The sequence below is a fragment of the Hyphomicrobium sp. genome (genome assembly GCF_003987855.1).
GTDB lineage: Bacteria > Pseudomonadota > Alphaproteobacteria > Rhizobiales > Hyphomicrobiaceae > Hyphomicrobium_B.
In genome coordinates, this window is record NZ_RXIZ01000001.1 from 42,994 (window position 1) to 55,410 (window position 12,417).

13 protein-coding genes are annotated in these 12,417 nt (G+C 58.2%); 3 read left to right on the forward strand and 10 right to left on the reverse strand.

Going from position 1 to position 12,417, the window contains the following annotated elements; translation table 11 throughout:
- Positions 1–235: 235 nt before the first annotated feature.
- The 5 genes from EKK30_RS00195 to EKK30_RS00215 form a co-directional block, all read right to left on the reverse strand.
- Positions 236–661, reverse strand: a complete 426-nt coding sequence (locus EKK30_RS00195; RefSeq protein WP_290978484.1) for a GFA family protein — start codon at positions 659–661, stop codon at positions 236–238.
- 164 nt (positions 662–825) lie between these two features.
- Positions 826–1,665 carry a 3'(2'),5'-bisphosphate nucleotidase CysQ gene (gene cysQ / locus EKK30_RS00200; protein WP_366927308.1) on the reverse strand — a complete coding sequence of 280 codons (840 nt, stop codon included), beginning with the start codon at positions 1,663–1,665 and terminating at the stop codon, positions 826–828.
- Between the two features lie 5 nt (positions 1,666–1,670).
- The gene (locus EKK30_RS00205) at positions 1,671–2,489 is read right to left on the reverse strand and encodes a sulfotransferase family 2 domain-containing protein (protein WP_290978488.1); all 819 of its coding nucleotides are present in this window, start codon (positions 2,487–2,489) and stop codon (positions 1,671–1,673) included.
- Positions 2,490–2,668: 179 nt separating this feature from the next.
- On the reverse strand, positions 2,669–3,064 hold the full coding sequence (locus EKK30_RS00210) for a glycine zipper 2TM domain-containing protein (RefSeq protein ID WP_290978490.1): 396 nt from the start codon (positions 3,062–3,064) through the stop codon (positions 2,669–2,671).
- 150 nt (positions 3,065–3,214) lie between these two features.
- Complete coding sequence (locus tag EKK30_RS00215) at positions 3,215–3,430, reverse strand: hypothetical protein (protein ID WP_290978492.1); 216 nt, start codon at positions 3,428–3,430, stop codon at positions 3,215–3,217.
- Between the two features lie 182 nt (positions 3,431–3,612).
- On the opposite strand from EKK30_RS00215, the gene EKK30_RS00220 reads away from it, so the two are divergent.
- From EKK30_RS00220 to EKK30_RS00230, 3 genes are all read left to right on the forward strand, one after another.
- Positions 3,613–3,891 carry a transglycosylase gene (locus EKK30_RS00220; RefSeq protein WP_290978494.1) on the forward strand — a complete coding sequence of 93 codons (279 nt, stop codon included), beginning with the start codon at positions 3,613–3,615 and terminating at the stop codon, positions 3,889–3,891.
- Between the two features lie 270 nt (positions 3,892–4,161).
- Positions 4,162–5,373, forward strand: coding sequence for a putative DNA modification/repair radical SAM protein (locus tag EKK30_RS00225; protein ID WP_290978496.1), 1,212 nt, complete (start codon positions 4,162–4,164; stop codon positions 5,371–5,373).
- Positions 5,370–6,782: a UdgX family uracil-DNA binding protein gene (locus EKK30_RS00230; protein ID WP_290978498.1), complete on the forward strand. Its 1,413-nt coding sequence runs from the start codon at positions 5,370–5,372 to the stop codon at positions 6,780–6,782. The genes EKK30_RS00225 and EKK30_RS00230 overlap by 4 nt, the downstream gene beginning before the upstream one ends.
- Here EKK30_RS00230 and EKK30_RS00235 read toward each other — a convergent pair.
- The 5 genes from EKK30_RS00235 to EKK30_RS00255 all read right to left on the reverse strand — a co-directional run bounded on the left by EKK30_RS00235 (position 6,772) and on the right by EKK30_RS00255 (position 12,417).
- The gene (locus tag EKK30_RS00235) at positions 6,772–6,966 is read right to left on the reverse strand and encodes a hypothetical protein (protein ID WP_290978500.1); all 195 of its coding nucleotides are present in this window, start codon (positions 6,964–6,966) and stop codon (positions 6,772–6,774) included. The genes EKK30_RS00230 and EKK30_RS00235 overlap by 11 nt on opposite strands.
- Positions 6,966–7,448, reverse strand: a complete 483-nt coding sequence (locus tag EKK30_RS00240) for a pyridoxamine 5'-phosphate oxidase family protein (RefSeq protein WP_290978502.1) — start codon at positions 7,446–7,448, stop codon at positions 6,966–6,968. The genes EKK30_RS00235 and EKK30_RS00240 overlap by 1 nt, the downstream gene beginning before the upstream one ends.
- Positions 7,449–7,562: 114 nt before the next feature.
- A complete protein-coding gene (locus tag EKK30_RS00245; RefSeq protein WP_290978504.1) occupies positions 7,563–9,590 on the reverse strand; it encodes a response regulator in 2,028 nt (675 codons plus the stop codon).
- Positions 9,590–11,401 carry an ATP-binding protein gene (locus EKK30_RS00250; protein ID WP_290978506.1) on the reverse strand — a complete coding sequence of 604 codons (1,812 nt, stop codon included), beginning with the start codon at positions 11,399–11,401 and terminating at the stop codon, positions 9,590–9,592. Before EKK30_RS00250 ends, EKK30_RS00245 begins: the two co-directional genes overlap by 1 nt.
- On the reverse strand, positions 11,398–12,417 hold the full coding sequence (locus EKK30_RS00255) for an ATP-binding protein (RefSeq protein ID WP_290978508.1): 1,020 nt from the start codon (positions 12,415–12,417) through the stop codon (positions 11,398–11,400). Before EKK30_RS00255 ends, EKK30_RS00250 begins: the two co-directional genes overlap by 4 nt.

The window sequence follows — 12,417 nt, forward strand, 5'->3', positions numbered from 1 at the left end:
CCAAACGCGACGGCCCGCAGTTAGTTTCACGACTGCAGAGATGCCGCGCTTGATTAGGAGATGGAGGTCAAAACGTGAGCGAGAAGGGATACTCGGACATGCCTGCGACGCCGGAAAAAACGGCGATATTCACGAGCCATTCAGTCCCACTTCGATCTCGCGCGGAGTGTAAAAAGCCTCGTTCATCCGCCATTCACAGTAAGATCGCGGCGAGCGTTCGTGCGAGCGATGCAATTCACTCGGAGATCATCTCGCCGGACCCACCCGCCTCGGCTGGAAAATCTTTGAACTTCGGCAACCCATCCTTCATGGGCAGGACAGTTTCGGCGTAGTTGACATGGATCGCTGGCTGGAAGGGCAATGCCGGCAGCATGGCGGCAAAAACATCGACGAGACCCATGCCCGGGTGGTTGGTCATGATATGGCCGCCGCACTTGGAGCAATACTTCCTCTCGCTTGCGGCCGTCTTCTGATACATGGCGATGAACCCTTCGCCCTCGGTTACCCGTACATGTTCCGGCTTCCAAAGCGTGAATGCGTTGACCGGCGACGCTGACCACGAACGGCAGGATTGGCAATGACAGTAGCCGCTCGCTTCCGGCGATCCGCTCGCCTCGATCTTCACTGCCCCGCAAAAACATGCGCCGCTGTAAGTTGCCATCGCCTTAGCCTTCTCACGATCTCACGATGCCGAGGTTATATCGCCAAGTCGCGCGAGAATGGAGCCTCGAGCGGGCAATATCAGCTCTTAGCTTTCGTCATGACTGGAGCCGCAAATCGCAAATTCGCGTGGAATGAGCAGAATACGATGCCCGGAAAGGCCGCTTAGTCCTGGAGCACAGCCGGTTCCGCAGGTCGGAGTGCAGGCGCCGCCATAAGCGCGCGCAAAACATCCGCATGTCCCCCGTACGAGACAAAATAAGGATTGTCGAACGTGCCGTTCGCGCGCAGCACACCATATTCGAGTTCCTCGCCATCTCGAGTCAACGTGCAGCCGCCTGCCCCGCGCAACACGGCATCGCCCGCGGCGGTGTCCCACTGCATCGTTCGTCCGAACCGCGGATAGATATGAGCGTCGGCAGCGGCAACAAGACAGAACTTCAACGACGACCCGACCGATATCTTCCTATCGACCGGCAGCGTTTGCAGGAACTCGTCGGTCTCAACTCCAGCATGAGAAGCGCTCGCAACGGCCGTCAGCTTGTCTGGCGAACAGCGCGAGCGGATCGTAACCCGCTCTACGATAGATGCATCCTGGGCAAGGCGGCAGCGGTATGATGCCGAACCATCGCCGCTAAAAAGCTCATGCCGCGCGGGCGCAAAAACCACCCCGAGCTTTGGTCGCCGATTTTCAACGAGGCAGATGTTCACGGTGAAGTCGTCTCTACCGCGAATGAATTCCTTGGTCCCGTCGAGCGGATCGACAAGGAAAACCGCCCCACACGAAACTGGATCGATCGCACCCGAAGCAGTTGCCTCTTCGGCGATGATCGGAATTCCCGGCGCGAGCTTGTGCAATTCGCGCAGGATCAACGCCTCCGCTGCCTCGTCCGCATTGGTAACTGGGCTGCCGTCGGACTTCTGGACGACGCTCGGGCCCGACGCACGATATTGCGAAATCAGCTTTCCCGCTTCGATAGCGATCGCTTCGAGCTGGCTCAGCATCCGCATCAACCGAACATGCGCGCGAGGCGACGTTCGCACTGATAGCGTGGCCGAACGATTTCTGTCTGCACGAACCTCCGCGCAGGCTCGGGCCGGAACGGAGCACCATCCTTCAGGACCCACCGGCGCCAGAGATACCGATCGAGATTGGTTCGCGCCTTTAGCTCGATGCGGTCCGCTTCGGAAATTTCTCCCGCACGAAGAATTTTCCACCCGGTCATCTGTTGATTTGCTTCAGCCGTGTTCCGGCGTTGCGCCAGAGGCGAAATGCCGAGTTCCTCCGAGATCGTCCCGACGAGTTGATCGGTCTCGCCAATGTGCGAAACGTGATCGACCGAAGCCATGATTTCGTCGAGCAGCGCGGCCTTCTGCTCATCCCGCATGTGGATCAGCTGGATCCACGGAAGCTCGAGCCAACGCTCAAGCAGAAAATGAGTGATGAAGTTCTGCCGTGTGGCGCGCAGGAACAGCGAAAACCCATATGCGTTCTGCCCACGCGTCATGTACCGCATCATGCGGTAATTGTAGTACGACAGCAGCAGGGCTTCCGGCTCGCGCAGAATGATGGACCGAACGATCCGGCGGTCGGGAAACATGTCTTCGACCGAACGCCCAACGAAGTGACCGGATATGGCTCTGATATCTTTGACCGCGGCACGCGGCGTCGCATTGTATTTGCGACCAAACCAGCCAAGAGGAAATTTCCTCGTCCGCTTTCCAGGCGCCCAAAAACCGTTTTCGCCGAGTTCGGCGTGCAAGTGGTTCTCGACGGTTGTTCCGGCGCACTTCGGAACATGGATATGGATGAGCAGAGGCTCGGACATATGAATCCCTCCGTCCGGATGCACATCAGTGCATAGGCTGATCGGCCGAGGGTGAGGCTAGCCGCGCAGGCGCCGCGCGCCTAATCCAAATGGCATATTGGACGAATTTCTAAGATGGTGTGCCAGCGCAGCCACAGTGGGCGCACCGGGGTTCTGAAAGCGGACTTATTCTTGCGCGTTCAAGGTTTTGCAGGAGGTGTGTGGTGGTAGGCTATCACGAGCAGGCTTGTGAGGATCGATGATAGCAGCCCGGCCAGCGCTCCGATCCAGACGGGGAAGGACTCGCCGATCAGGAGAGCGACTTCCAGTCCGGCCAGACTTCCGACCACCGACGCCACCGCAGCGAAGATCAGAATAGGCGTCGGCAGCGCCGCTTCATATTCGCCAACAGCAATCCCCTGGTCGACGAGAAAATTGCGGACGACGGCGCCGAGCACGGTGCCCGCCAACCCAGCGAGAATGGCAAGCCATGGCCCGGGCGGAATTGAGTTACCGAGGAACATGCCGACCAAAGCGCCGATGATCGTTCCAACGAACATGACCACCAGCAAGCTTGCTGTTGTAATACCGGCCATCGTGCGCCCTCGTCGATATTCGTCTGGCGAGCGCCTTTATGCGCTGCGCTTGCAATCGGCGCCAAGCCTTTTGTAGCACGAGCTTCCGTGACCGGCCTGGACTGAAGAGTTGGCGGCCCGATCAGAGCCGCCAGGTATGCGGGCGGGATCTCAAACGTGCTTGCAGCTAATCCAGCCGAATACGCGGTCGCCGAACCGGACCGTCCGGTCGGCAACGCGTTTGACGAAGGTCGTCGTGCCGTCAACGGTGGAAGCGACATCGGATCGGAAGTGCTTGTATCCAAGGCAATGCGCTTCGGATGCAGCTGGCATAGAGATCAAGGCAGCAAGTCCCAATGCGGCGCCGACTACAGATTGTTTCGACATGCGAGAACTCCTTTGGGCTTCAACGATCCAGGGAATCTACGCCGGCTGCGCGCACGAGCGAGCACCACCTCGCGAACTGGTTAGCCTGAGATGAAGGAGGAAGGCGGCGTTTGAAAACACGTATCGCGGTTGAACTTATTCGCATGTTGAGCGTTTAGGCTTAGCGCAAGGGGAGAACCAACATGCCCATCCTGACGACGGCCATCACCACCTTCATCCTGCTTGTCTTGATCGGAATTGTCGTCGGCATCTTCATGAACCGTGGCGGCCGCAGCTGGCTGGGACGACGGGTTGCCGAAGCAACGGGCATTGGCGACGTAACTTATGCCCTCGTCGGCATCGCCGGTTCGTTCATGGGCTTCCACATTGGAGTCATCTTGGAGCTTCTACCGAGCCTGCTCCTCTACATCGCCGCAATCGCCGGCGCCTTCCTGACGATCATTCTTTGGCGCAGAGCTTAAGACCGCCTGTTCTTCGAAAAAGTTCGTCTCGTTCTTCTAAGAGCGTGAACCTTGAGTGGTTCGGCACGTTGACTAAGTAGTACGTGCCCGGTGCCAACCGGCCGTAACGGAGAATGATGGACGCAGCTATTTTGCCGGTTTCTCGCTGCGACACCAACGCATTGGTACGCGTGGACATCTGACCTGTTCCGGGCACGTGCACTCCCTTTTTCGCGCAGGACCTACCCGATTTAACTTGCGCGAGAGGCCAGGAACATTTAGTGAACGAAAATGCCTTTCACGTTGTTCGACAAGCTGAAGGTTCTAGCTGACGCCGCCAAATACGACGCCTCTTGCGCGTCTTCCGGTGCACCGAAGCGAAAAGCGAGAAGTGGTGGCCTCGGATCAAGCACCGGCGCTGGTATCTGTCACGCCTTCACGCCTGACGGACGGTGCGTGTCGCTTCTCAAGATTCTGCTGACGAACTATTGCCTGTTCGACTGCTCGTACTGCATCAACCGCCGCTCATCGAACGTGCCGCGCGCCCGGTTCTCGGTCGACGAGGTCGTTAAACTCACCATCGAATTCTATAAACGCAATTACATCGAAGGACTTTTTCTATCATCGGGCATCATCCGCTCTGCCGACTATACGATGGAGCAGATGATGCTCGTCGCGAAGAAGTTGCGGCGCGACCACGGCTTTGCCGGCTACATCCATCTCAAGAGCATCCCCGAGGCCAGCCCTTGGCTTATTGAGCAGGCAGGGTTGTGGGCTGACCGGCTCTCGATCAACGTTGAACTTCCCAAACAAGCAAGCCTGCAGAAGCTTGCTCCAGAAAAGAATGGCGCCACGATCAAGCACGCCATGGGGCAGATGCGGGAACGGATCGCTGAAGCCAAGGAAGAGAAGCGTTGGTTTTCGCCCGCTGGACAAAGCACCCAGATCATCATCGGCGCCGACAGTTCAACCGACTTGGACGTACTGAAATCAAGCACCGATCTCTATGGCACCTATAAGCTGAAGCGCGTCTACTATTCTGCTTTCAGCCCTATCTCGGATGCGAGCAGCATCTTGCCGGTGGAAGCACCACCGCTCGCCCGCGAACACCGCCTCTATCAGGCCGACTGGCTGTTGCGGCACTACGAATTCTCTATTGGTGACCTCACCGACGCCGCCGATGACGGCATGCTTGATCTTGCTATAGATCCCAAGCTCGCGTGGGCGTTGAAGCATCGCGCGCAGTTTCCACTGGATGTGAACCGCGCAGCCCGCGAGATGCTTTTGCGCGTGCCGGGTCTCGGCAAACGCGCGGTCGATCAGATCATTTCCTCTCGCCGTCATCAACGGCTTCGAGCCGAAGATATCCGCCGCCTGTCGCCCGGATTTAAACGGGCGATGCCCTTCCTCGTCACAGCCGATCATCGACCGACGATGACCTTGGATCGCCTCGATCTGCGACAGCGAATTGTGCCACCGCGACAGCTCGAACTTTTTGGATGACAACGATCGAACTAAAACCCGGTGCCGACCTCGATGGCTTCCGAAGTGCCATTCGGTGGCTCACGACAAAAGATGTGTCGCCGGCGGAGGTGAATTGGCGAGTCTCCGCCCTGCCCGATACGGTACTGAAGTTGAACGGCGCCGACGCGCCCCCCGTTGTCCTTCCGGCTGCCGTCCTGCAACTCTCCAAAATCATCGTGTGCCACAGCGATCCCGAACGGTATGCCCTTCTTCATAGTTTGATTTGGCGCATTCGCCATGGCGAACGGCACCTTCTCGAGGTCGCGAGCGATCCCATCGTCAACCGGCTTTCGCGAATGCGCAAAGCTGTCGCCCGCGACATCCACCACATGCATGCATATTTGCGCTTTCATCGCGTTCGCAATGAGGGAAGCGAGAGGTTCGTCGCATGGTTCGAGCCTCAACACTTCATCCTCGATGAGGCCGTTCCGTTCTTTGTCTCGCGATTTCCAAGTTTCGAATGGTCGATCCTGACGCCCATCGGGGCGCGGCATTGGAATCTTCATGCTCTCACGTGCGGCGGCCCCGCGCAAAAGCCTGACCTCTCCGCGCAAGACGATTTCGAAAATGCCTGGATCGATTATTATCGCAGCACCTTCAATCCCGCACGCACCAACGTCAAACTCATGCAAGCGGAGATGCCGAAGAAATACTGGGCCAACATGCCAGAAGCGGCCGCCATTCCCGAATTGGTGCGCGGCGCGGCAGACCGGGTGCAAAGCATGTTGGCCGCGAGCCCATCCATGTCAAACACGCGCATTCCCGATCGCGCTGTCAAACGCTCCACGAACACAACGCCCGCTTCTCTCGAAGAACTGAATGCCATCATCAAGGCCACCGAACCTTTCGTCGCCGGAGGCCGAACAGCTGTCTTGGGCGAAGGTCCCATGAGGCCGGCGATTGCATTCGTTGGCGAGCAGCCCGGCGATCAAGAAGACCTGCAGGGGCGGCCCTTCGTTGGCCCCGCCGGCCAAGTATTCGATCGCGCGTTAGCCGAAGCCGGCATCGCGCGCGAAGAAGCCTACGTCACCAATGCGGTAAAGCATTTCAAGTTCACCGAAAGGGGAAAACGGCGCATCCATCAAAAACCCACGATGGGTGAGATCAAGCATTACCGCTGGTGGCTTCAGGAGGAACTGTCGTTCGTTCAACCCAAATTGGTCGTAGCGCTCGGCGCCAGCGCTGCATTCGCGCTAGCCGGCCGTCCCGTCGCGATTACACGGGAACGCGGCCCCATGACATTTTCCTCTTGGCCGGGAGTGGTGACGATCCACCCATCCTTCATTTTACGCGTTGAGGACTCGGGCGCGGCCGACCAAGAGTTTAAGCGCTTTGTCGCCGATTTGCGCGTGGCCGCCGAGCTTTCAAGCCCGGCTCCTAGCGCTTAGCTGACTTCTTCGCCTTGGACTTCTTCGCAACGCGCATATTGTCGACGAGATTGGGATAGGGCCGTCCGGCTTTCTTTGCGGTCTTCTTAGCGCGCGCTTTCTGAGAAGCTGTCAAATGACGAGACTTGCCCGCTTTCGCTCTTGGATTTTTCTTATCCCAAGGTGCCTTTCGGGCGGTCGCCATCAGAACGTTACCTTCGCTACGTTGTCCTTGTAGTCCTGCTTCGGATCCGCGCCGAAAAGAAGCTTGATGCCCGCCAACAGGTTCGAGGCGTTGAGCCAGATTTCCGCGTGATCGGGATCGAGCCGAACCAGAGCCAGCTTCGGATCATCTTTGCCGCCCTCGTACCAGGCTGCAATGAAGCTGTTCCACAGCGCATCGATCACCCGCCGGTCATTATCGACTTGGATCTGTCCGTGAACTGCGGCGAAGAGGTCGTGCCCTTTCGATGTGAACGTCGCAACGGTGCGCTTTGGCTTGTCGAGCCGCTGCACCAGTTCGCTATCCCTCGAGGTGAAGAACCAGATAGGCCCGCCATCGTGTTCGATCTGTGCCGTTAAAGGGCGCGTATGGCTGTCGTCCTCACCACTGAGCCCGACCATCATGGTCATGTCGGACTTCAGCGTCTTCCAGAAGCGCGCTTCCAATTCCTGCGGTGTTGGCATGGTATCTATTCTCCTAAACCTGCAAAACCCGCAGTGCCTTGGACTGTTCCAAAAACTTCTAATGAGACTTCGAAAGCGCGCTTGAAAGCGATCAAATCCGCTCGCTGCCTAGGATCACGGCTGATCAAGGACGTGCCGCACCTTCGCGGCAAGCTGTTCGAGCGCGAAGGGTTTCCTCAAGAAATGCGAGGCTCCCAGTTGCGCGCCATTATGCAGATGCTCATCGCGCGCGTAGCCGCTGGTGAAGAGAATTTTGATTTCCGGGAAAAGTTGGTTGACGCGATCCGCAAGCTCGCGACCCGACATGTCGGGCATGACGAGATCCGTAAAGAGCAGGTTCGGCTTTTTACCCTCACCTATGACTTTGAGCGCCTCCATGCCATTCGCAGCCTGAAGCACCGTGTATCCAAGATCGCCCAGTGCATCGACCGCCATGAGTCGGACCCGATCCTCGTCTTCAACGACAAGTACGATTTCGCTCGGGCTCCCCACCGCCGCTTGTTTGCTTGGCGCTTTGGCGGCGATATCTTCACCGCCGCCATAGCGCGGCAAGAAAATTTTAACGCAGGTGCCTGCGTTCACCTCGGAAATGATCCTCACGTGTCCGCCCGATTGCCGGACAAAACCAAAGACCTGGCTTAATCCCAAGCCGGTCCCTTTACCCACGCCTTTGGTTGTGAAGAATGGATCGAACGCCTTCGCGATCACCTCGGGCGGCATGCCCGAGCCGGTATCGCTGACCGCGAGCATCACGTACTCACCAGGCGAGAATTCGTTACGTCGCGCATATTCGGCGTCGATCACGGCATTTTCCGTCTCGATCGTCAGCACCCCGCCGCTCTCCATGGCATCGCGGGCATTGACGGCAAGGTTCAGAAGTGCGCTTTCGAGCTGGGTCGTATCGATCCGTGTCCGCCATAGACATTCATCGAGCGACGTGCGGATCTTGATGTTTTCGCCCAACGTCCGGCCAAGCAGGTCGGCCAGACGCGTGACGAGCTGGTTCGCATCGGTGGGCTCCGGCGTCAGGGGCTGCTGACGCGAAAACGCCAGAAGCCTTTGCGTGAGGTCCGCCGCACGCTTAGCGCTCTCCATAACGCCTTGCGTGTATTTCGAGATGTCTTTTTCCCCGCGAGCGACTTGGCGATCGATCAGCCCGAGCCCGGCCATCACGACCGCCAGCATATTGTTGAAGTCATGCGCGATCCCGCCGGTGAGCTGACCCAGCGCATCCATCTTGTCGCGCTGATGCAGAAGCTCCTCGGCGCGGGCACGGTCTTCCATCTCCCTTTTCAGGAGATCGTTCGCAGTCTGAAGTTCCTGCGTCCGCTCGGCGACGCGAACCTCAAGGCTCGCGGCAAGCTCGTGCAACGCTCGTTCCGTCTCGAACTGCGAGGTTTGATCGCGCAGAATTTTCAGAAAGCCAGGGGCCGCGGGAGGCGATAGCCGGGTCATCACGCCATTGGCGAAGAAAAGCGAACCATCTTTCTTGATCTGCCAGCGCTTGTCGTCCGACCGGCCAGTTGCGCGAGCTTGCTCCCGTTCCTGCTCAGCCGCATCGGCGGCTCGATCTTCACTCGTGAAAATCAAGTTGATGTCTTGCCCGAGCGCTTCCGTCTGGGACCAACCGAAGATGGCTGTCGCGCCTTCATTCCAGCCTGATATCTTGCCTTTTTCATCAAGACGGATGATCGCGTAATCGATTGCACTGGCAAGAACGCCTTGCAGATGCGCCTCGCTCGCGCGCAGAGCTTCTTCCGCGGTTCTGATGCGCAGCAATGCTCGTACGGAGGCAACGAGCTCGTTAGGCGCAATTGGCTGCGCAAGATAGGCGTCCGCGCCGCCATCGAGTCCCCGCACGCGGTCCCCTTCGGTAACGCGGGAAGCCGAAATCTGCAGGACAAAGATTTTCGGATAATCGTTTTTCAGAATGCGGCAGACTTCCAGCCCGCTTATGTCGGGCAATCTTACATCGAGCAACACCAGGTCCGGTTGCTTCTCTCGTGTAAGTTCTATGGCTTCTTGCCCGTTTCGCGCCTCGATGATCTCGAAACCCGCATGGCGCAGTATTCGCGACTTCGTGTATCGGCCGACATCGTTGTCGTCCACGTTGAGAAGCAGCCTCGGCCCGCTATTCGGCATCAGGGGCTACTCTCGAGAACACGGTTTAATGCAGACGCGATGGTATCACGAGACAACCCGCGCTTCGTGAGGAAACCACGCGCCGCCGCAATGCGCTCATGCGACAACGTCTCGTAGTCGGCAGACGTGAGGAGCAGCACCGGCACCCTGCTCGTCTCAGGATCGGAAGAAAGATCGCTCAGCACCTGGTAGCCGTCGCGACGGGGCATTTGCAGATCCAGCACAATGACGTCGGGATGCAGATCTCGCGCCTTCACAACGCCTTCGGCGCCGTCAGGCGCTTCGATGACGTTGTAAGCACTGTTGTGGCCAGCGATCATCTGGCGAAGCGCATACCGGAACGCAGCGTCATCATCGACAATGAGCACGGTGATCTGTCCCTGCTTCTGCAGTGGGCTCAATTGAGGAAAACGATCTCTTTCAACGTACGTTGCACCCTCATCTGCCTCTGGGCCAGCCGCCTCGGCAAGCTCCGGTATGTCTAAGGTAAATGTCGAGCCTTTTCCCACCTTACTCTCAAGTAGAATTCTTCCTCCCAGCAGATCAGCCAATTTACGGCACAGCGACAAGCCGAGGCCCGTCCCCTTTACCATTCGCTGCGTCGGGCTATCGATTTGCGAGAATTCCTCGAAAATCCTCTCTCGATCGTTCGGCGCGATGCCGATCCCGGTATCGTTTACCGAAAACAGCAGATGCTTGGTTTCGGGGTCGCGCGAGACGCTGACGCGAACCTCGCCCTCAATGGTAAATTTCAGCGCATTCGCGACGAAATTGCGAATGATCTGAACGAGCTTGCCCTCGTCTGAAGTAATCGAAACAACATCCGGTGGAGGATCTTCAAATACGAGTCGGACCTTATCGTCCCTCTGCAGAGGCTTCATCACCCCGCGCAAGCCGCCCAGCAGATCACGGGCCGTGAACGTCGAGACGTGAAGATCAAGCCGCCCCGCCTCGAGCTTCGCGATGTCGAGAAGGTCGTTGACCATCTCATACAGGCTTTCGGCCGAGCGCTTGATAAAGCTGACCTGCGTTTCCTGTTCTTCCGTCAGCTGCCCGTCGACGCGTTTGATAAGCAGATCCGACAGCGCGAGAATGGAATTCAAAGGCGTGCGAAACTCGTGGCTCATGTGCGACAGGAATCGCGTCTTTAGCTCGCTGGCTTGCTTGAGCTCGTCAGCTTTCTGCTCGAGCTCCCCATAGAGCGCCACAACTCCCCGATTGGTGTCTTCCAGCTCCCGGTTGAGACGGCCCAGCTCCTCCTGGCGATTGGTGATTTCATCGAGACTGAGCGCCAGCTCCTGGTTCTGCAGCGCCATGGCGGCATGCGGATCGCTCTCCGGCCGTTCCTTGGCCAACAAGGCAGCGATTTCTGCAAATCGCTCACGCGTCAACAACGCCTGGCGACGTGTGAAGGGTTTGCCGATCTCGACGACAGTGCCACCTTCTTTGCTCTCGACGCGGAACTTCTCCATCAGTCGCCGAGCGCCGGTTATGCCAATTCCAAGCCCGTGCGAGGAAGCGTATCGACCGTCCAGAATCTCTTGCAGGTTCTCGATACCAGGACCTTCGTCCTTGATCGTTATGTAGAGAATTTGAAGCTTGTCCTTCCCGGCATCCAATCGGAAGCTGGCGGTCCCCCGTCCGGCATACTCGAAGGCGTTGCGGGCAATCTCCGACACCGCAGTCGCAATGCGCGTCTGCTCTTGATTGTCGAAGCCGACGAGGTCTGCAATCCGCTTTGCCCGCTGGCGCACGGCCACGACATCGGACTGGCTGGTGATTTGCATCGACAGGATCGGCCAAGAGGTCATGATATAACCCCCTTGCAGACCAGAACGGTGGCATCGTCGCGTCCGCGCGTGAAGTCGCGATAGAGGACCGAGGCAAGCAGAATGGGAGCCCTCCCGATGAGACCGGGATAGGCGCTGGACTGCCAGCTTGTCCCAATTCCATCGGAGTGCATGACGATCATCGTATCTTCGGGACGGTCCATCGCGTATTGGAGCTGCTGAACGTTGCGGGCATTGTGACCGATTGTTCCATTGTACGACATCATCCGTCGCATATCGCCGTTACTCGAGCAGATCGCGCCAGAAATATTCCCCACGCCTGAATAAGTAACGCGCTTGGCCGCAGGCTCGACGCGCGCTACCGCAACTGCGCCGCCGCGGGTGGAGCGCAAACCCGCATGGAGGCAACGAACGACCTCGGATGGATCTTCCTGCCAGTATTTGTCAAACAGACGCAAAGCTTCATTCGAGACCTTGGCAGCGTCCGGCCCATGGCCCAGACCGTCAATGACCATCAGAGTTTGAACACCGCCCTCGGCCCGCGCTGCCCATCCGTCGCCGCAGACTGACTCCCCGGGATAAGGCACGGAAACGCAAGCGGGTCTGGCATCCGATATTCCTAACCCCCTTTTTCCATTTTCCGGTTTGGCGTACAGCCGTGCGACGAGAACAGTGCCGCGGCCGGATTGGGAGAAGATTTCGAAGCAATTCGACTGTCGCTTGATCGCGCCAAGACCGGCTCCAGCAGTTCCTGCCGTTGAAACCCCATCACGCAAAGCCGATTCCAGATCGGCGATCCCGCCACCTTTGTCGATCGCAATGACCTCTATTGCAGGTCCGCCTTGCTCATCCTCGACGATGCCGACGAGAATCTGTCCGCCTGTCCCGTGCTTCACGAGATTGGTCGAAAGCTCCGTGGCGACGATCGCCACGCGGCCGCCAGCTTCTTCGTCGAAGCCGTTACGTTGGGATAGCTCCACACAGGTCCTGCGTGCTTCGGCCACCTGACTGGCTTCCGTGACCGAGACGGCGATCAT